At 60.8% G+C, this 18,243-nt stretch carries 16 protein-coding genes; 6 read left to right on the forward strand and 10 right to left on the reverse strand.

Annotated features, from left to right (window positions below; genetic code table 11):
* Positions 1–14 precede the first annotated feature (14 nt).
* Both LIS66_RS13540 and LIS66_RS13545 read left to right on the forward strand, forming a co-directional pair.
* On the forward strand, positions 15–788 hold the full coding sequence (locus LIS66_RS13540) for an enoyl-CoA hydratase (protein ID WP_227972322.1): 774 nt from the start codon (positions 15–17) through the stop codon (positions 786–788).
* Between the two features lie 154 nt (positions 789–942).
* The gene (locus LIS66_RS13545) at positions 943–1,818 is read left to right on the forward strand and encodes an NAD(P)-dependent oxidoreductase (protein ID WP_227972323.1); all 876 of its coding nucleotides are present in this window, start codon (positions 943–945) and stop codon (positions 1,816–1,818) included.
* A 272-nt stretch (positions 1,819–2,090) separates the two neighbouring features.
* Here LIS66_RS13545 and LIS66_RS13550 read toward each other — a convergent pair whose 3' ends face one another.
* From LIS66_RS13550 to LIS66_RS13570, 5 genes are all read right to left on the reverse strand, one after another.
* Positions 2,091–3,242: an acyl-CoA dehydrogenase family protein gene (locus tag LIS66_RS13550; RefSeq protein WP_041480377.1), complete on the reverse strand. Its 1,152-nt coding sequence runs from the start codon at positions 3,240–3,242 to the stop codon at positions 2,091–2,093.
* A gap of 3 nt (positions 3,243–3,245) precedes the next feature.
* Positions 3,246–4,352, reverse strand: coding sequence for an enoyl-CoA hydratase/isomerase family protein (locus LIS66_RS13555; protein WP_042609945.1), 1,107 nt, complete (start codon positions 4,350–4,352; stop codon positions 3,246–3,248).
* Between the two features lie 241 nt (positions 4,353–4,593).
* Positions 4,594–5,280, reverse strand: coding sequence for an HPP family protein (locus tag LIS66_RS13560; RefSeq protein ID WP_227972324.1), 687 nt, complete (start codon positions 5,278–5,280; stop codon positions 4,594–4,596).
* Between the two features lie 155 nt (positions 5,281–5,435).
* Positions 5,436–6,614, reverse strand: a complete 1,179-nt coding sequence (locus tag LIS66_RS13565; RefSeq protein WP_227972325.1) for an MFS transporter — start codon at positions 6,612–6,614, stop codon at positions 5,436–5,438.
* A 196-nt stretch (positions 6,615–6,810) separates the two neighbouring features.
* Complete coding sequence (locus LIS66_RS13570; RefSeq protein WP_227972326.1) at positions 6,811–8,190, reverse strand: UDP-glucose dehydrogenase family protein; 1,380 nt, start codon at positions 8,188–8,190, stop codon at positions 6,811–6,813.
* A gap of 336 nt (positions 8,191–8,526) precedes the next feature.
* Between LIS66_RS13570 and LIS66_RS13575 the strand changes: the two genes are divergently transcribed.
* The gene (locus tag LIS66_RS13575) at positions 8,527–9,372 is read left to right on the forward strand and encodes a site-specific integrase (RefSeq protein WP_223259162.1); all 846 of its coding nucleotides are present in this window, start codon (positions 8,527–8,529) and stop codon (positions 9,370–9,372) included.
* 6 nt (positions 9,373–9,378) lie between these two features.
* Here the strand turns inward: LIS66_RS13575 and LIS66_RS13580 are convergent, their stop codons facing one another.
* From LIS66_RS13580 to LIS66_RS13600, 5 genes are all read right to left on the reverse strand, one after another.
* On the reverse strand, positions 9,379–9,927 hold the full coding sequence (locus LIS66_RS13580; protein WP_227972327.1) for a PqiC family protein: 549 nt from the start codon (positions 9,925–9,927) through the stop codon (positions 9,379–9,381).
* A gap of 17 nt (positions 9,928–9,944) precedes the next feature.
* Entirely contained in the window at positions 9,945–11,600 is a 1,656-nt protein-coding gene (locus LIS66_RS13585; RefSeq protein WP_227972328.1) for an intermembrane transport protein PqiB, read from the reverse strand.
* A gap of 125 nt (positions 11,601–11,725) precedes the next feature.
* Positions 11,726–13,027 (reverse strand): NAD(P)/FAD-dependent oxidoreductase, encoded by a 1,302-nt coding sequence (locus LIS66_RS13590; protein WP_227972329.1) that lies wholly within the window; start codon positions 13,025–13,027, stop codon positions 11,726–11,728.
* Entirely contained in the window at positions 13,024–14,112 is a 1,089-nt protein-coding gene (locus LIS66_RS13595; RefSeq protein ID WP_227972330.1) for a polyamine ABC transporter substrate-binding protein, read from the reverse strand. Before LIS66_RS13595 ends, LIS66_RS13590 begins: the two co-directional genes overlap by 4 nt.
* A 150-nt stretch (positions 14,113–14,262) precedes the next feature.
* Positions 14,263–15,621 carry a glutamine synthetase family protein gene (locus tag LIS66_RS13600; RefSeq protein ID WP_227972331.1) on the reverse strand — a complete coding sequence of 453 codons (1,359 nt, stop codon included), beginning with the start codon at positions 15,619–15,621 and terminating at the stop codon, positions 14,263–14,265.
* A 162-nt stretch (positions 15,622–15,783) separates the two neighbouring features.
* Here LIS66_RS13600 and LIS66_RS13605 point away from each other — a divergent pair, with 162 nt between their 5' ends.
* From LIS66_RS13605 to LIS66_RS13615, 3 genes are all read left to right on the forward strand, one after another.
* Entirely contained in the window at positions 15,784–16,680 is an 897-nt protein-coding gene (locus LIS66_RS13605; RefSeq protein ID WP_227972332.1) for a helix-turn-helix domain-containing protein, read from the forward strand.
* Positions 16,681–16,761: 81 nt separating this feature from the next.
* Complete coding sequence (locus LIS66_RS13610) at positions 16,762–17,271, forward strand: sigma-70 family RNA polymerase sigma factor (protein WP_042609954.1); 510 nt, start codon at positions 16,762–16,764, stop codon at positions 17,269–17,271.
* Entirely contained in the window at positions 17,268–18,221 is a 954-nt protein-coding gene (locus tag LIS66_RS13615; RefSeq protein WP_227972333.1) for a FecR domain-containing protein, read from the forward strand. Before LIS66_RS13610 ends, LIS66_RS13615 begins: the two co-directional genes overlap by 4 nt.
* Positions 18,222–18,243: the final 22 nt, after the last annotated feature.

Consider the following 18,243-nt stretch of genomic DNA (forward strand, 5'->3'; position numbering starts at 1 on the left):
AAGGAATTTTCTTCATGACTTACGAAACGATTCTGCTGGAAACCCGCGACCGCGTCGGCCTGATCACCCTCAACCGGCCGCAGGCGCTGAACGCGCTGAACGCGCAACTGGTCAGTGAAGTGAACCACGCCCTCGATATGCTGGAAGCCGATGTGCACATCGGCTGCATCGTCCTCACCGGGTCGAAAAAAGCCTTTGCCGCCGGCGCCGACATCAAGGAAATGGCCGAGCTGACCTATCCGCAGATCTACATGGACGATCTGTTCAGCGACAGCGATCGCGTCGCCAACCGGCGCAAGCCAATCATCGCCGCGGTCAACGGTTTTGCCCTCGGCGGTGGCTGCGAACTGGCGCTGATGTGCGACTTCATTCTGGCTGGCGACAATGCCAGATTCGGCCAGCCGGAGATCAACCTCGGCGTGCTGCCAGGCATGGGCGGCACCCAGCGCCTGACCCGCGCGGTGGGCAAGGCCAAGGCCATGGAAATGTGCCTGAGCGGGCGCATGATCGACGCGGTGGAAGCCGAGCGCTGCGGCATCGTTGCGCGAATCGTGCCGAGTGATGAACTGCTTGATGAGGCGCTGAAAGTCGCAGCAGTGATCGCCGGCAAATCGCTGCCGATTGCGATGATGATCAAGGAGAGCGTCAACCGCGCGTTTGAGGTCAACCTGACGGAGGGCGTGCGTTTCGAGCGCCGGGTGTTCCATGCGGCGTTTGCGACGCAGGATCAGAAGGAAGGGATGGCGGCGTTTATTGCCAAGCGTGAGGCTGCATTCCAGGGCAAGTGATGGGCTGTCCGGGCTGGCGCTTTTGCGAGCAGGCTCGCTCCCACATTGGACTATGGAGACTCCTGTGGGAGCGAGCCTGCTCGCGAAGCTTTTAAAGGCCCACTCACTAGCGCTAGTCTGTTGACCTTCTTGCACATCAAGAGCGGAGGTCAACATGCGTATCGGATTTATCGGGCTGGGTTCCATGGGCAAGGGCATGGCTGCCAACCTGCTCAAGGCCGGCCATGAAGTGCGGGTGTGGAACCGCAGCCAGCCTGCCGTCGAACAACTGGTCAGCCAGGGCGCAACCGCCGCAGGCGATCCCGGCGAAGCCTTCGATGCTGAAGTGGTGATCAGCATGCTCGCCGACGACGCGGTGACGCGCTCGGTGCTGATCGACAGCGGCGCATTGGCCTCAAGCAAGCCGGGGCTGATTCACCTGAGCATGGCCACGCTGTCGGTCGAGTTCATCAAGGAGCTGGCAGCGCTGCATGACAGCGTCGGCGCCCAACTGATTGCCGCCCCGGTATTCGGACGCAACGATCTGGCCGAGGCCGGCAAGCTCAACATCGCCGTCGGCGGTCCGGCCACCGCGCTTGCCCGGGTTCAGCCGCTGCTGGATGTGATGGGGCAGAAAACCTGGCCGATGGGTGAAGACCCGGTCAACGCCGCCATCCTCAAGATCGCCACCAACATGATGCTGATCAGCGCCATCGAAGCCACCGGCGACGCAATGGCGTTGACCCAGAGTTATGGCGTGGGCAATAGCGATTTCGTCGAGTTCATTACCAACACGCTGTTCGCGGCACCGGCTTATAAGGTCTACGGGCCGAAAATTGCCGCGCGGGAGACTGAGGGGGCTGGGTTTACCTTGCGTCTGGGTTTGAAGGATGTTGGTTTGGCGCTGAAGGCCGGTGAGCCGAATCATGTGCCGTTGCCGGTGGCCAGCGTGTTGCGCGATAACTTGCTGGATGCGGTGGCGTTGGGCGAGGGGGAAAGTGATCTGGCGGCGTTGGGGGTAAGGGCGATCCGGCGTTCGGGGCAGGAATAATGTGTGAAACCTTCAAAAGCCCCTCACCCTAGCCCTCTCCCGGAGGGAGAGGGGACTGACCGCGCGATATTGGCGAATTACGCCGACCTGAAAGGTTGTCGCTGAATTCGTAACCGACTCGGTCTGCTCTCTCTCCCTGGGGAGAGGGGACTGAACGGGCGATATTGGCGAATTACGCCGACCTGAAAGGTTGTCGCTGAATCCGTAACCGACTGGGTCTGCTCCCTCTCCCTGGGGAGAGGGCTGGGGTGAGGGGAAGGGGGGCTACACCATTACAACTGGTAGTTCTTCAGATCCCGAGCAATCACCATCCGCTGTATCTCGCTCGACCCTTCATAAATCTGGGTAATCCGCGCATCGCGGTAATACTTCTCGACCGGATAATCCTCGAGATAGCCGTAACCGCCATGAATCTGAATCGCCGAAGAACACACTTTCTCAGCCATTTCCGAGGCAAACAGCTTGGCCTGTGATGCCTCGGACAAGCACGGTTTGCCCGCCGTGCGCAGCCGCGCTGCATGCAGGATCAGCAACCGCGCGGCATTGATCTGCATGTGCATGTCAGCGAGCAGATTGGCAATGCTCTGGTGCTCGATGATTGGCTTGTCGAATTGCACGCGATCCTTCGAATAGGCCAGCGCCGCTTCAAACGCCGCCCGGGCAATGCCCAACGCCTGTGCCGCGATACCGATGCGTCCGCCTTCAAGGTTGGACAGGGCAATGGCCAGGCCTTTGCCACGCTCGCCGAGCAGGTTGGCCTCGGGGATGCTGCAGTTGTTCAGCGTCACCGCGCAGGTGTCGGAAGCGCGAATGCCCATTTTGTGTTCGGTGCGATCGACGATGAAACCCGGCGTATCGGTCGGCACCAGAAACGCCGAAAGGCCTTTCTTGCCCAAATCCGGGTCGGTCACCGCAAACACGATCGCCAGTTTCGCCCGTTTGCCATTGCTGACAAATTGCTTGGCGCCATTGATCACCCATTGGCCGTCGCGCAGTTCGGCGCGGGTGCGCAGGTTGTGCGCTTCGGAGCCGGCCTGGGGTTCGGTCAGGCAGAAGCAACCGATGGTTTGCCCGCTGGCCAGATCGGCCAGCCAGGTCTGCTTCTGTTCGTCACTGCCGTAGTTGAGCACCGGGCCGCAGCCGACCGAGTTGTGGATGCTCATGAACGCACCGGTCGCGCCGTCACCGGCGGAGATTTCTTCGACGGCCAGCGCATAGGCGACGTAATCGACGTAAGTGCCGCCCCATTCCTCAGGCACGACCATGCCGAGCAAGCCCAGCTCGCCCATTTTCGCCACCAGGGCGTCGTCGATCCAGCCGGCCTTTTCCCAGGCCTGGGCATGGGGCGCAATCTCGCCGCGGGCAAAATCCCGGGCCATGTCGCGGATCATCACTTGTTCTTCAGTCAGTTCGAGATCGTGCATGGCTCAGCTCCCGCTCTCATCAAAACCATGGAAGAAACTCGCCACCTGCGCAGCGTCCAGTCCGGCGACGGTCGGCGGGTTCCAGCGCGGTGACTTGTCCTTGTCGATCAGCAGGGCGCGCACGCCCTCGATCAGGTCGCCCCGGGCGAACCACTGGCGGTCCAGGTGCAGTTCCAGAGCAAAGCAGTGCTCCAGGCTCAAGTGCCTGCCACGACGGAGCATTTCCAGGGTCACGGCCATGGCCAGCGGCGAGCGGGTTTCCAGCAGATCTGCCGTGGTCAGCGCCCATTCGTGGCTGTCGGCGACGGTGACGGCGCGCAATTGCTCGATCATGCTCGGCACGTCGGGCAGCGCAAAGAAGTGGTCGATGGCCGGGCGCAAGGCTTCGAGCGGCGCATCGGGCAAGGTTTGCACGGCGTGCCTGGCGAGCAGATTCTGCAGCGACTTGAGCGGTGTGTCCTGCCATTCCATCTGGTCGAGCTTTTCATCGAGCAGGGCCAATTTGCTGCTGTCCAGATACCAGTCGGCGAGGCCGCAGTACAGCGCGTCGGCAGCGCGAATCTGCACGCCGCTGACGCCCAGATAAATCCCCAGCTCACCGGGAATGCGCGGCAGGAAGTAACTGCCGCCGACGTCAGGGAAATAACCGATGGCCACTTCCGGCATCGCCAGACGGCTCTTCTCGGTGACTACGCGCAGATCGGCGCCTTGCACCAGGCCCATGCCGCCGCCGAGGACAAAACCGTCCATCAAGGCCAGCACGGGTTTGCGGTAGTGATGAATCGTCAGGTCGAGGGCGTATTCCTCGACGAAGAAATCTTCGTGCAGCGTGTCGCCGCTCTTGTAACTGTCGTACAGCGAACGAATATCACCGCCGGCGCAGAAGGCCTTTTCACCGGCACCGCGCAATACCACGGCGTGCACTTCGGCGTCAGACGCCCAGGCATCGAGCTGCTGTTGCAGCAGACGCACCATGTCGAGGGTGATTGCATTGAGGCCCGCAGGGCGGTTGAGGGTCAGGTGGCCGATGTGGTTGCGCACCTCGGCCAGCACATCGTTTTGCATGGCATCCATGGACGGGGTCCGCCGGGATGAAGCCTGAGCTGTCATCAGTAACTCCCTGCTTTTATTGTCTTTATTCGAAAAGCCCGCGCGCGGGCGTTAGCGGATCGTAACAGTGCAAATTTGCCGTGTACAACGGGGATATGTGCAGGGGGAATTTGCGTTTTTATCTCAGGGCTGCTTTCTGTAGGCGTAGGAGCTGACGAGTGCAACGAGGCTGCGATCGTTTGATCTTGTTCCTTGAAATCAACAGATCGCAGCCTCGTTGCACTCGTCAGCTCCTACGGGCTTATCTGAAGGTTTCGCTGATGCTGCGGCGTTTGGCGTGCATCTCGCTGGCGTGGATCAGGCGTTCGAGGTCTTCGGGGGTGACGTCGATGAAAGCCTCCATGTCCGCCAGCGCCCGTTTCAGGTCTTCGGCGGTGATCGCCTGGCTGTCGACCGGGACCACTGGCGGGGCCGGATCGGCGGGGCGTTTCGGGTAGCGGATGCGGGTCAGGTTGTTGTAGGCCAAGGCGCTGGCGAGCATGCACAGGGCACCGAGCATCACCGGTTCCATGGCTTTCCAGTCCATGGCGATGGTCGCCGGATCGGCCAGCACCAGCGTCAACGCCAAGGCCCCGGCCGGTGGATGCAGACAACGCAGCCAGCACATCAGGATCACCGCCATGCCGGCGGCGAGGCAGGCGCTGCCCAGCGTTCGGCCGAGCACGTGGGCCACCAGCAAGGCGACCACGCCGGCACACAGGTAGCCGCCGAGAATCGACCACGGCTGGGCGAGGGCGCCGGAGGACACCGCGAACAGCAGCACCGCCGAAGCGCCGAGCGGGCCGATCAGATGAAACGCGACGTCATGCCCGAACACCTGCGCGCACATCCACACGCTGACCAGCGTGCCCAGACTCATGCCGATGGCGGCACGGCTCCATTCTGTGGGGCGGGTGTTGATGGCGGCGGGCAACCAGCGAGCAAGCATGTGGAACTGATCCTTTGCAAAATCCGGGACAAAAAAAAGGACTTGTCCGGCATATCCGGAAAGCCCTCGAAGGTTCCAACATTGGGGGAGGAACGCGCGTAGTTTGCCGATCAAACTCGATGCTGACAAATTCATATAAATGCACTTTTAGTGCACTATTTTTGCATTGAAGCAGTGCGACCCGCGCTGATGAAGCATAGATAACCGCCCAGTGCCGCCAATCCGCTCAGCGCATAGAACATGCTCGGCGCGGGTGTGTGCATCAGCAGAAACCCGCAGATGACCGGGCTCGCGCCGCCACCAAGGGCGGCGAGGTTCTGCGCGCCGTAGTAGCTGCCGCGCAGGGCCTCCGGGGCGAGGGTGTCGACGAACAGGAAGTCGGCCGGGTAAATGATCATCTCGCCCAAGGTGAAGATGAACATTGCCACGCACCAGCCGAGCAGGCTGTCCGCCATGCTGAAACCGATCAACCCGGCGATGAACAGCGCGGTGCCACCGGCAATCCAGTGACGCAGGTGTTCGCGGCTGAGCCAGCGACCGACCTGGTACTGCAGCAGGATCACCGTGATTGCGTTGCACGCGAGCAGGGCGGCCATGGTGTCGAGCATCTGTTGCTGGTTATGGGTGACCAGCAGGTATTGCGACAGGTAGAGGGTGAAGCGCCCGTGCACCAATGTGCTGAGCAGACAGCCGAGGGTGAACAACACCATCGTGCGGTCGTTTTTCAGGATCACCAGGGTGTTGAGGAAACTTTGCGGCGCGCTGCCAGCAGTGATCGGACGGGCATCCCTGGCCGCGCCGAGCAGAAGAAAAATACTGCCAATGGCAATTGCGCCGGCAACGATGAAAGGCGCGGACGGCTGCACTCCGGCAATCACCACGCCGAGCATCGGGCCGACGGCGTAGCCGATGTTGGTCAGCGTGTAATTGAGGGAAAACGCCTTGACCCGCTGGCCCACCGGCAGCTGTTCGCTGAGGATCGCCTTGCTACCGATGAGGAACAGCGCCGACGCGGTTTCGCTGATGATCAGCACCACGGTGACCAGATACAGGTTCTGCGCGAAGGTCAGCAGGATCAGGCCGATACCGCTGGAAAGCATGGACAGGATCAGCAATTGGCGTTTGTCCAGCTTGTCGATGATGTAGCCACCGTACAGCGACAGCAGCGTGGCGCTGAACACGGCAATGCCCAGCAGCAGGCCGACATCCTGCGGGTTGAGCCCGAGCTTGTTGCTGAGGAATAGCGTCAGCAGCGGACTGACCAGAGCACGACTGACCACCACGGTCAGCGAGCTGATCATCAGCCGGCGAATGAACGGCGAATAGATGGCCACGGAAGGGCAATGTCCTTATTCGGGAAGCCTGGGGCAAAAAGCTGATCCACTATCGCCCCCTTGTAGGAGTGAGCCTGCTCGCGATGGCGGTGGGTCAGCCTCTGAATGTGTCGAATGGTACACCGCTATCGCGAGCAGGCTCACTCCTACAGGGGGTGTGCACCTCACAATTACCACTGACTCCCACCGGGGCAGCTCAAGCCACATCCGAAGCCGCCGGTCTCTGCCGCAATGTGATCGGCAACCTGCACGATTCGCCGCGCCCCATCGGGAAATATTGAAAGCCATTGCGCGCCAGGCGTTCGGCGTCGTACAGGTTGCGCCCGTCGAAAATCACCGGGCTGTGCAGACGCTGTTTGATCAGCTCGAAATCCGGTGCTTTGAACTGTTGCCATTCGGTGCAGATGATCAACGCATCGGCGCCGGCCAGTACCGATTCCGGCGTGCCCATCAACATCAGTTTTGACTCGTTCGGATAGAGCTTCTGCGTTTCCAGCATGGCCTCGGGATCGAACGCACGCACGCTGGCACCGGCAGCCCATAAGCCTTCGAGCAGCACCCGACTCGGCGCGTCACGCATGTCATCAGTGTTGGGCTTGAACGCCAGGCCCCACAGGGCAAAGATCTTGCCGCGCAAATCGCCCCGGTAGAAGGCATTGATGCGCTCGAACAGCTTGTGCTTCTGGCGCTGGTTGATCGCCTCGACCGCTTGCAGCAGATCACTGGAGCAGTTCGCCTGCTCGGCACTGTGAATCAGCGCGCGCATGTCCTTGGGAAAACACGATCCGCCGTAGCCGCAACCCGGGTAAATGAAGTGATAGCCGATCCGCGTATCGGCACCGATGCCCTGGCGCACCGCTTCAATGTCCGCACCCAGATGCTCGGCGAGTTCGGCGATCTGGTTGATGAAGCTGATCTTGGTCGCCAGCATGCAATTGGCGGCGTATTTGGTCAGCTCGGCGCTGCGCAGATCCATGAACAGAATGCGGTCATGGTTGCGATTGAACGGCGCGTACAGATCGCGCATCACTTCGCGCACCTCAGGGCCTTCGCAGCCGATGACGATACGATCCGGCCGCCGGCAATCGGCGACGGCAGAGCCTTCCTTGAGAAATTCCGGGTTGGAGACGATATCGAACTGCAGCAAGCGGCCGACCTTGATCAGCGCCTTCTCGATGTGGCTGCGCAAGGCATCGCCCGTGCCCACCGGCACCGTGGATTTCTCCACCACGATCAATGGCTGCTCACGATGCCGGGCAATCGCGTCGCCGACCGACAGCACGTAGCGCAGGTCCGCCGAACCGTCCTCGCGTGACGGCGTCCCCACCGCGATAAACGCTACCCGCCCATGCAACACGGCGCGTCGTTCATCGGTGGTGAATTGCAGGCGATTGGCATCCAGCCCTTCACGCACTAGGTTTGCCAGGCCCGGCTCGAAAATACTGACGTGCCCCTCGCGCAGTTGCTCGATCTTCTGCGCGTCGACATCCATGCACACGACCTCGTGCCCCACCTCGGCCAGCACCGCCGCTTGCACCAGACCGACATAACCACTGCCAAACACCGTGATCTTCATGCCGCACTCCTGCCTGCAGTTCCGTGCATTGAAGATAAGAGCGCGATGTTTCAGTTCGCCTACCGTGCGGATGAGCCCGCAAATGGACCGTTCGGGGAATGCCCGATTGACTTTTGCGGCCTCGAACGGCAGGTTGTCGGCCTTTCGCGGCAACCCCTTTCATTGAGTCATGCCGTTTTTTGCGTTTCATTTCATGCATTTATTGTTTTTGTTGAATCGTTTTTCATTTCAAGGCCGTTTCGTTTGAGTGATTTGTCGAGTACCCAACCCGCACCGTCCACCAGCAATCCACTGACCGTTTACCTGGCGCGACTGGCGCCTTCCAGCCAGTTGACCATGCGTTATGTGCTGCAAGACGCCGCCGACCGCCTCGGTTTCGAAGACGTCGATATCGAAGAGATCCCGTGGCACGGTTTGCAACCGGAAGACGTGGTGGCGCTGGTCGCCGCGTTGCGTGCCGATGGTTACGCACCGAACACTTCGTCGCTGTATGTGAACGCCGTGCGCGGGGTGATGAACGAAGCCTGGCGCATGAGCCTGATCAGCCAGGATCACCTGCTGAAAATGCGTTCGGTCAAAGGCATTGCCGGCACGCGGTTGTCCCAGGGCCGCAATCTCAAGCGCACGTTGATTCACGAACTGATGGAAGTCTGCGCTGCCGACCCGCGCCCGCAGGGCCTGCGTGATGCGGCGGTGATTGCGTTGCTGTACGGCACCGGCATGCGCAAGTCGGAATCGGTAGATCTGGATCTGAGTCAGGTCGACTTCCACGAACGCAGCCTGACCGTGACCGGCAAAGGCAACAAACAGCTGATCAAGTACGCGCCAGCCTGGGCGTTTGCCAAGCTCGACGCCTGGCTGGAACTGCGTCGCTCACAGCTCAAGGAAGGCGAGAGCGACGATGCGTTTCTGTTCAACCGCATTCGTCGGGGCAGCCACATCACACGCGAGCGCATCACCAAACACGCGATTTACTACATTGCCCGCCAGCGGGGAACGCAGGTCGGGGTGAAGATCATGCCCCACGATTTCCGGCGCTCGTTCATCACTCGGGTGATCGAGGAGCACGACCTGTCGATCGCGCAGAAACTGGCGCATCACAGCAATATCCAGACGACCGCCAACTACGACGTACGCGATGACAACGAGCGGCGGCGGGCGGTCGATCGCTTCGATTTGTAAGCCGAGTCAGTTTTGCGGCGGGCAGCGCGAGCCGGTGGCCGCCTGCGTGATTTGCCCAGCGAGGCGTTTGACGTTGTTCTGTTGCGCGGTCACCAGTTCTTCGATGCTCGGCCCTGAAGACGTCTGCAAGACCGAGCGACAGGTCAGCAGCGCGGCATCCGTCGCACCGAGCGGGCGCACTCGCCATTTCACGTCAATCAGGGCGTACTGACCAGGAATCGAATCGAAGCGCTGCACGTCGACGCGCACGGAAGCTCGTTGCTGGCCGACGCCACTGCTCAATTGATCGGCCAGTGCACCGCGTAACTCATCGGCGAGGGTGGCGCTCCACCAATCGGTATCCAGGATAGCGACGCCGCTGTTGCCTTGACGGATGACGATCTGCGCGCGATCGACCTGCGGCGGCACGCTGATGCTTTCGATGGCGATGTCGGCGCCGTTGCGACTGACGCCCGGTTGCGCCGGGGTCAGCGTGTGAAAGCTGATCGGGTCGCTGCGGCACGAGGTCAGCAAGACGAACGCAGCGAGCAGGGTGATCTTCAACGGTAAAACCATGGATGCAGCTCCTGTGCTCAATTGCGTGGCGGTCCTTTGAGGTCCAGCGGCGCGGCGTTGTCGGGACGTCCACGAATCAGCGACTCAGGATGGCGGCCAAGGTAATCCGACAGCTCACGCAACGAACGTGACATGCGCCCGAGTTCGTCGAGGGTCTCGGTGAGTTGCTCGCGCTGCGGTGAATCCTCGGCCAGGGTCGAACTGGCGGACTGCAGGGTTTTGCTGACATCGGCGAGGGTGCTCTGCACGCCCGGCAGGGTCTTGGCGTTGAACTGCTTCAGGCTTTTGCGCAGCTCGACCAGATTGCCGTCGAGGTTGCTGGCGATGCGCTCGACCGGCAGCGCGTTGATCTTGTTGACCATCGCTTCGAGTTTTTCCTGCAACTGTTCGAGGCTGCCCGGGACTGTTGGAATGGTCACTGGCCGCGCAGTAGGGTCGAATGCGACTTTGGGTGCCTTGGGGTAGAAATCCAGGGAAATATACAACTGACCGGTGAGCAGGTTGCCGTTGCGGGCCTGGGCGCGCAGACCATTTTCGACGAAAGTGGCGATCAGACGCGCGCCGGTGGCCTCGTCGTTTTCGTCGCCATGGTAGGTCTTGAGAATTTTCGCGTGGGCGCGGCCCAGTCGCTGCGGATAAATGACGATGCCGACATTCACCGGAAAAGTGCGCTTGACCTCGTCGAAGTCGAGATTGACTGCCACCACCCGACCGATTTCGATGCCAAGGAACTCCACTGGCGCATCGACCTTGAGCCCGCGCAAGGCCTGATCAAAGCGCAGCGCCAGATACTGCGCCTTGCCGTCGGGCGGGGCGAGGGCGGCGGCCTGGTTGGCGAACAGTTCGAAATTCTTGTCTTCGCCCGCCGGCGTGTCGTTGGGGCTGTAGTCCGGGGCGCGGAAAGCGATGCCGCCGACCAGCAGGGTCGACAGCGACTCGGTTTTCACCGCAAAACCGTTGGCACCGACATTGATGTCGATGCCGCTGGCGTTCCAGAACCGGGTGTTTTCGGTGACGTAGGCATCGTTGGGCGAATGCACGAAGACTTCGATATTGACGCCTTTGCCGTCCGGGTCCAGTGCGTAGGAAACGACTTGGCCAACAGGAATCTTGCGGTAGTAGACCGGGGAGCCGATGTCCAGCGAGCCAAGGTCAGCGGTGTGCAGGGTGAAGCGCTTGCCCGGTTCGCCGTAGGTTATCGGCGGTGGGTTCTCCAGGCCTTTGAAGGTTTTTGCCCGAGTGTTGGCCTGGCCGATGTCGGCACCGATGTAATCGCCCGACAGCAGCGTATCGATGCCCGAGACACCGCCAGCGCCGATGCGCGGGCGCACCACCCAGAATTGCGAATCCTCGCGGGTGAAGGCTTCGGCCTGCTTGGCCAGTTTGATCGTGGCGTTGACGTTTCTATGATCGTCGGCCAGTTCGACCTCGGAGACGTGGCCGATGACCACGTTGCGGTACCTGACTTCGGTCTTGTTGGCGGTCAGGCCATCGCCGGTCTTGAAGGTGACGGTAATCGTCGGGCCTTCCTGGAGGATGTTGTGGATCACCAGCGAAATGCCCACCAGCACCGCCACGATCGGCACGATCCATACCAGCGAAATGCCGAAACGGCGGGTCTTGATCGGCGCCTGACCGGGTGCTCGCGGCTCGTCGCTGGCTGACGACTTCATCCATGTCCTCCTTAATTGATCGGGCACTGAGCGTCAGGAACGCAAAAGCACTTCATCAATATAGAAGTGCCTTGCGATAGAGCAAATCCCCAGCCGTTTTAACTTCAGGAATATGTAAGCGCCTGTTAACCGAGCATTTCGCGCAGGCGATACCAGAACATGCCCAATGCCAGCAGCGGTGAGCGCAGGGCCGGGCCGCCGGGAAAGGTCATGTGCGGCACGCTGCTGAAGACGTCCATGCCTTGGCTGTGTCCGGCGTGAATGGCTTCGCCCAACAGTTTCGCGCACCAGTGCGTAACGTTGAGGCCATGGCCGGAATAGCCCTGCGCATAGAACACGTTCGGATGCTGTTTGAGCCGGCCAACCTGGGGGAAGCGGTTGGCGGTGATGCCAATCTTGCCGCCCCATTGGTAGTCGATGCGTACGTCGGCCAGTTGCGGGAACACCTTGAGCATTTTCGGTCGCATATACGCGGCGATGTCCGCCGGATCGCGGCCGGAATAATGACAAGCGCCGCCGAACAGCAAACGTCGATCAGCCGAGAGTCGGTAATAATCCAGCCCGACCTTCTGGTCACACAGCGCCAGGTTCTGCGGAATCAACCGCGCGGCGCGGGTTTCGCCCAACGGCTCGGTGGCGATGATGTAACTGCCGGCGGGCAGCACTTTACCGCTGAGTTTCGGTTCCAGTTCATCCAGATGCGCGTTGCAGCCGAGCACCAGGCTGCCGGCGCGCACTGAACCCGTGGCGCAACGCACCTCGACGGTCGGGCCATGGAGAATTTCCAGCACCGGACTCTGTTCGAAAATGCGTACGCCCAGCGATGCGGCGAGACGCGCTTCGCCTTGCACCAGATCCAGCGGATGCAAATGGCCCGAGCCCATGTCGATCAATCCACCGGCGTACACACCAGCATCAACCACTTGCTGACGGATCTGCTCAGGGCCGACCAACCTGGTCTCGTGGGCGTAGCCGAGTTCGTCGAGGCTGGCCTGTTCCTGCTTGAACGCAGCGAATTGCGCAGCAGTGTTGGCCAATTCGCAAAAGCCCCAGCGCAAATCGCAGTCGATGGCGTTTGCAGTGATGCGCTGGCGCACCAACTCCACCGAATCGATGCCGGCGCGCTGCAGATAACGCACGCCGTCCTGGCCTACGTAGCGGGCGAACCCCTCGACTTCATGACCGATGCCGCGAATCAGCTGTCCGCCATTGCGCCCGCTGGCGCCCCAGCCGATCCGCCGCGCCTCGAGCAACACCACCGACAGACCGCGCTGGGCCAGTTCAATCGCCGTGTTGACGCCCGTGAAGCCGCCGCCGATGACGCAGACATCGGCAAGCAGATCACCGTCGAGCGCAGGGTAGGGCGTGCTCGCCCGCGCAGAAGCGGCGTACCAGGAACGGGCGTGTTGTGCATTGTGCTGATTCATTTGTTCGACTTCACTTTGCTCCACGACCGGGTCATCAGGCGCATGATCGCCTGGGGCGGGGTCGAGGAAATGTAGAGTTTATCGAGCACCGATTGCGGCGGATAAACCTCAGGGTTGTTGACCAGTTCCTGATCCATGAAGGGCTTGGCCGCCGGGTTCGGGTTGGCGTAGCCGACGGTGGCGCTGACCTTGGCGATCACTTGCGGATCGAGCAGGTAATTGATGAAGGCGTGGGCCTCTTTGGCGTTGCTCGCATCGGCGGGAATCGCTAGCAGATCGAACCACAGGTTGGCGCCTTCCTTGGGAATGGCGTAGGCGATATTGACGCCGTTCTTGGCTTCCTTGGCGCGGTTGGCGGCCTGGAACACATCGCCGGAATAACCGAAGGCGACGCAGATGTCGCCATTGGCCAGGTCGGAGACGTATTTGGAAGAATGGAAATAGGTGATGTACGGGCGGATGCTCAGCAGCTTGGCTTCGGCCTTCTTATAGTCCTCGGGATTTTCACTGCGCGGGTCCATGCCCATGTAATTAAGCACGGCGGGGAAAACTTCGTCGGCGGAGTCCATCATCGACACGCCGCACTGGCTGAGCTTCTTCAGATTCTCGGGTTCAAACAGCACGGCCCAGGAATCGACGTGGTCAATACCGAGCACTTGCTTGACCTTGTCGACGTTGTAACCGATGCCGTTGGTGCCCCACAGATAGGGAACGGAATGCTCATTGCCCGGATCGTTTTTTTCAAGCAATTCAAGCAGTTTCGGATCCAGGTTGTTCCAGTTTGGCAACTGCGAGCGATCGAGCTTCATGAACGCGCCGGCCTTTACCTGCCGAGCGAGAAAATGATTGGACGGCACTACCACGTCGTATCCGGTATGCCCGGCGAGGAGTTTGCCTTCGAGGGTTTCATTGGAGTCGAAAACGTCGTAGGTCACCTTGATCCCGGTTTTGCTCTGGAAGTCGGCGAGGGTGGTTTCGCCGATGTAGTCGGTCCAGTTGTAGACGCTGACCTGAGGCTCGGCGTGGGCTGTGGCGCTGAACAGCACGCTCAGCGCTACCGGGAATAGGGATTTCAATGGACGCATATCGACACCTTTTCAGTTGTAGGTTTTTTCAGGTGGTTCTCTATTGCCTGGATAACCGCTATCGCGAGCAGGCTCACTCCTACATGGGAACGCGTTTCAAATGTAGGAGTGAGCCTGCTCGCGATGGCGTTAGGACAGACAGCGAGGATTTCAGACGCTCAGCAGCAGGAACTCGCGCTCCCACGAGCTGATCACGCGCTTGAAGTTTTCGTGCTCGGCGCGCTTCACCGCGACGTATCCGCGGACGAATTTGCTGCCCAGGTATTCGGCCACCTTCGGACTCTCTTCCATTTGCGTCAGGGCTTCTTCGATGGTGATCGGCAAACGCAGGTTGCGCCGTTCGTAGGCGCGGCCCTCGACCGCCGCGCTCGGCTCGATCTTTTCGACCATGCCGATGTAGCCGCACAGCAAGCTCGCGGCAATCGCCAGATACGGGTTGGCGTCGGCGCCGGGCAAGCGGTTCTCCACGCGCATCGACTCTGGCCCCGACGTCGGCACGCGCAGGCCCACCGTGCGGTTCTCTTCACCCCATTCGACGTTGACCGGCGCCGAGGTGTCCGGCAGGAAGCGGCGGAACGAATTGACGTTCGGCGCGAACATCGGCAGGACTTTCGGGATGTACTTCTGCAGGCCACCGATGTGATGACGGAACAGCTCGCTCACGTTGCCCTCGGCATCGGCAAAGATCGGCTTGCCGGTGGCGATCTCGACCACGCTCTGGTGCAGGTGCATGGCGCTGCCGGGCTCGTCGCCGATCGGTTTGGCCATGAACGTCGCGGTGACGTTGTGCTTGAGCGCCGCTTCACGCAGGGTGCGTTTGAACACGGTGATCTGGTCAGCCAGATCCAGCGCATCGCCATGGCGGAAGTTGATTTCCATCTGCGCCGGGCCGTCCTCATGGATCAACGTGTCGAGGTCCAGGCCTTGCAGTTCGCACCAGTCGTAGACGTCTTCGAACAGCGGATCGAATTCGTTGGCGGCGTCGATGGAGAACGACTGCCGGCCACTTTCAGCACGGCCCGAGCGGCCCAACGGTGCCTTGAGCGGCAAGTCCGGATCTTCGCAGCGCTGGGTCAGGTAGAACTCCATTTCTGGCGCCACGATTGGCTTCCAGCCCTTGTCGGTGTAGAGCTGCAGGACTTTCTTCAGCACGTTGCGCGGCGACAGTTCGATCGGGTTGCCGAACTTGTCGAAGGTGTCGTGGATGACGATAGCGGTTGGCTCGATCGCCCATGGAATCACGTAGACCGCGTCAGCCACGGGTTTGCAGACCATGTCGATATCAGCCGGATCGAGCAGGTCGTAGTAGATGTCGTCGTCGACAAAATCCCCGGTTACCGTTTGCAGCAGCACGCTTTCCGGCAGGCGCATGCCGCGCTCATGCAGGAACTTGTTGGTCGGTGCAATCTTGCCGCGGGCGATGCCGGTCAGGTCGCTGACCACGCATTCGACTTCGGTAATCTTGTGATCTTTCAGCCAGGTGAACAGCTGATCGAAAGGGGCGTTCATAAAGACCTCGTTATTGGTTTTGTAGACGCCGGGGAGGGCGGGTTTCATCTTCCGCCCCTTCCCCTGTGGCGCGTTGACGACTATCTTGGGCGCGGCTTGCGATTCCATCTATCCACTTTCAGCAGCACCAAAGCGCACCAAAAGAGTGCGCAAGGTCACCCCATGACAACGTGCAATCCGCTCCAGGTACAAGCGTTCAACACCGCCGACGTGGCCGAACAAATCCGCGCCACACCGGGCTGGGTCCAGCATTACCAGCAGATGTCGCCGGGACATTTCGCCGGGCAGATTCGCTATCTGGATCTGCAAGGCGTCGAGGTCTACGAAGAGCAGATGAACACCCGGGTCGAGCAGAATTTCAGTGCGCCATCCGGTGCCTTGGCGTTCTGTTTCGATCGCAGCGATAACGCGCTTTATTTGCTCAATGAAGAGAGCCGTAACATCTGGATCACCCCCGAGAACTACCGGGAAATTGCCGTGGTATTTGGACCGGATTTCGTTCAAGAGCACGGTTTGCAGGTGGCAAAACTCGAAGGATTGTTCATGGCGCCGCTTAACAGCGGACAGAACGCTCTGTTCAGCAGCTGGTTAAGCTCGATTCTCACGAAGTTGGCGCAAACCGCTGATCCACTTGATAAAGATCGCCTGACTGAACAGCTTCTAGAAGACTGCCTGTTCATCCTCGACAACGCTCAAACCAGCCTCGATCGTGGCGGATTGCAGCGGCGCAATGAGGAACGCAAGATCATGCAGCGCGTAGGGGAGTGGGCGGCTGACTCGCCGGAGGACACGGTCAATCTGCTTGAACTTTCCCAGGTTGCCGGCGTACCGCTGCGCCAGTTGCAACAGGCGTTCAAGGCCTACACCGGCATGACCCCGAGTCACTGGTTGTGCCTGCGGCGGTTGAACAGCGCGCACCGGGAACTGCTCAAGCGTCGGCCCGCGGAAACCACGGTTGCCGAAGTGGCAATGCGCTGGTCGTTCTGGCATCTGGGGCGGTTTTCCAGTAGTTACCGCGCGCTGTTCAAAGAGCTGCCGAGCGAGACGCTCAAACGCTGAGCAGAAAAAGGCTTTGTGTCCTTGGCGAAGTTAAATAGAATCAGTCTCATTTGAATCTACCTTCGCGCAGGGTCTCTTGAGATGATTGAAGCCACGTCACCGGCGGAGCAGAGCCTGCAGCAGTTGTACCGTGAACATCGCGGCTGGCTGGAGACCTGGCTGCGCCGGCGCATGGGCAATGCGTGGGATGCGGCGGATCTCAGCCAGGACACCTTTGTGCGCGTCTTGTGCAACGCGCCGCCACTGGCCGAATTGCGCGAGCCCCGCGCGTATTTGCTCACCGTCGGCAAACGACTGCTGAGCAATTTCTACACGCGACGCCATCTGGAAAAAGCCTACCTCGACGCCTTGGCGCAATTGCCGGAAGCGTGCGCGCCGTCGCCGGAGCAGCGCTGGTTGCTGCTGGAAACCTTGCAGGCACTGGATGAACTGCTCGACGGCTTGCCGCGTGCGGTGCGTCGGGCTTTTTTGTGGAGCCAGCTCGAGGGGCTCGGCTACCGCGAGATTGCCGAGCGCTTGCAGGTCTCTGAACGTACGGTGAAACGTTACATGGCCCAGGCTTATGAGCATTGCTTGCTGGTGGAACTGTGACGCGCGTTGCCCCCAGCGATGAAACGCGCGAAGTGGCGCGGGCGGCGGCGCAGTGGTTGGCATTGCTCGAATCCGGCGGAGCCAGCGATGAAGATCACGCCCGGTTGCAGCATTGGCGCAGCAGCGACAGTCGCCACGAATACGCGTGGCAGAAAATTCAACAATTGCGTCAGCGCTTCGCAAGCTTACCGCCGGCGCTGGCCATGGCCACGCTGGATCGGCCGGATCCGGCGCGGCGCGCGGCGCTCAAGCGTGCCTTGGGCGTGGCGGCGCTGGTGCCGGCGGCGTGGTTGATCGGCCGCGAGCTGCCGCTGGAGGTCTGGCGCGCCGATCTGCACACCAGCACCGGTGAGCGGCGCACAGTACAGTTGGCGCAGGATTCGTCATTGCAGCTCAACACCGACAGTGCGGTGAACGTCGATTTGCCTGCCCGTCAGTTGACGCTGATGCGTGGCGAGATGGCGCTCAACGTAGCGGGGGATTCAGCCTTTATCGTCAACGCGCCTTACGGCCGGATGATCGTCAGTCACGGCGACATCTCGGTGCGCCTGAATGCACGCAACTGCCAGGTCTGCGTGCTGCGTGGCTCGATGCAATTGCAGCCGTTGCACGGCCCGACGATGGTATTGAAGCAGGGCCAACAAGTCAGCCTGCAAGCGTCTGGTGCCGGCGCGGTGACGGCATTCGATACGTTGATGCCCGGGTGGCGCGACGGCGTGATGATGGCGCAAAACCAGCCGCTGGGTGATTTCCTGCGCGAGTTGAGCCGCTACCGCCCGGGCGTACTGCGCTGGGATCCGGCGCTGGAATCGCTGCGCATCACCGGCAGTTTCCGCCTCGATGACACTGATCAAGTGCTGTCACTGCTGGCGGCAAGTTTGCCCGTCGACGTGCACACGCGAACGCGATTCTGGGTGTCGCTAGTGCCGCGTGCAGAAAAAACTGGCTGAAGCCTGTCCCTTTTTTTCGCCT

The sequence above is a fragment of the Pseudomonas sp. HN2 genome, from assembly GCF_020736465.1.
Classification (GTDB): Bacteria; Pseudomonadota; Gammaproteobacteria; order Pseudomonadales; family Pseudomonadaceae; genus Aquipseudomonas; species Aquipseudomonas moraviensis_A.

Coding starts and splice junctions, on each gene's coding strand:
- LIS66_RS13555 (WP_042609945.1), bottom strand. CDS start 4,352: ATGACAGCTCAGGCTTCATCCCGGCGGACCCCGTCCATGGATGCCATG.
- LIS66_RS13545 (WP_227972323.1), top strand. CDS start 943: ATGCGTATCGGATTTATCGGGCTGGGTTCCATGGGCAAGGGCATGGCT.
- LIS66_RS13590 (WP_227972329.1), bottom strand. CDS start 13,027: ATGAATCAGCACAATGCACAACACGCCCGTTCCTGGTACGCCGCTTCT.
- LIS66_RS13570 (WP_227972326.1), bottom strand. CDS start 8,190: ATGAAGATCACGGTGTTTGGCAGTGGTTATGTCGGTCTGGTGCAAGCG.
- LIS66_RS13540 (WP_227972322.1), top strand. CDS start 15: ATGACTTACGAAACGATTCTGCTGGAAACCCGCGACCGCGTCGGCCTG.
- LIS66_RS13585 (WP_227972328.1), bottom strand. CDS start 11,600: ATGAAGTCGTCAGCCAGCGACGAGCCGCGAGCACCCGGTCAGGCGCCG.
- LIS66_RS13595 (WP_227972330.1), bottom strand. CDS start 14,112: ATGCGTCCATTGAAATCCCTATTCCCGGTAGCGCTGAGCGTGCTGTTC.
- LIS66_RS13605 (WP_227972332.1), top strand. CDS start 15,784: ATGACAACGTGCAATCCGCTCCAGGTACAAGCGTTCAACACCGCCGAC.
- LIS66_RS13560 (WP_227972324.1), bottom strand. CDS start 5,280: ATGCTTGCTCGCTGGTTGCCCGCCGCCATCAACACCCGCCCCACAGAA.
- LIS66_RS13600 (WP_227972331.1), bottom strand. CDS start 15,621: ATGAACGCCCCTTTCGATCAGCTGTTCACCTGGCTGAAAGATCACAAG.
- LIS66_RS13575 (WP_223259162.1), top strand. CDS start 8,527: ATGCGTTATGTGCTGCAAGACGCCGCCGACCGCCTCGGTTTCGAAGAC.
- LIS66_RS13580 (WP_227972327.1), bottom strand. CDS start 9,927: ATGGTTTTACCGTTGAAGATCACCCTGCTCGCTGCGTTCGTCTTGCTG.
- LIS66_RS13550 (WP_041480377.1), bottom strand. CDS start 3,242: ATGCACGATCTCGAACTGACTGAAGAACAAGTGATGATCCGCGACATG.
- LIS66_RS13610 (WP_042609954.1), top strand. CDS start 16,762: ATGATTGAAGCCACGTCACCGGCGGAGCAGAGCCTGCAGCAGTTGTAC.